Annotated in this window: 1 protein-coding gene; it reads left to right on the forward strand. The window is 61.1% G+C overall.

Annotated elements, in window-relative coordinates; translation table 11 throughout:
- Positions 1-130: 130 nt before the first annotated feature.
- The coding region (locus tag ACSHZY_RS18905; protein ID WP_435171770.1) for a DUF932 domain-containing protein at positions 131-602 on the forward strand (472 nt) is incomplete at its 3' end.

Below are 602 nucleotides of genomic sequence, written 5' to 3' on the forward strand. Positions count from 1 at the left end.
CCCGTTCCTCGCCGGAAGGCAGTCCCTGAAGGAGAGGCGCGGGCAAGCCGCGTCTCACCTTCACGGCCAGCCCCATTTTCAAGGAAGGGCGCACCAAGCCGGAAGGTTCTTGCCACAAAAGGAGACGATCATGGGCTATCAGAACTTCATGCGCGGAATGACAAACGGCGGCTCGATCTACGGTCGCGGCGAAGCCTTGACCGACGACGCCTTGCGCGCCCGCGTTCCATCCATCTTCGCCGCCGAGGCCCACGCCAGCCGCAGCGCACGCTTTGCACCCGTGCCCACCATCGACGTGCTGAACAACCTTCGCGCGGAAGGCTTTGAGCCCTTCATGGCCCAACAGGCCCGCACCCGCATCGAAGGCAAGGCCGAGTTTACCAAGCACATGCTGCGTTTGCGTCACCGCTCCATCACCAACGGCGACGGCGAGGCGTTCGAAATCATCCTTGTGAACGCCAATGACGGCACCAGCGCCTATCAGATGCTTCCCGGCTTTTTCCGCCTATTGCCTGCGGGCAATAGCCGGAACTATGTCCGGAGCCGGACTATGTCCCGCGAGTGCAAAGAAGCGCTTAATTACGGGATGATACCAAGTCATT

The organism is Falsirhodobacter sp. 1013, assembly GCF_051195255.1.
In the GTDB taxonomy this organism is placed as follows: Bacteria; Pseudomonadota; Alphaproteobacteria; order Rhodobacterales; family Rhodobacteraceae; genus Falsirhodobacter.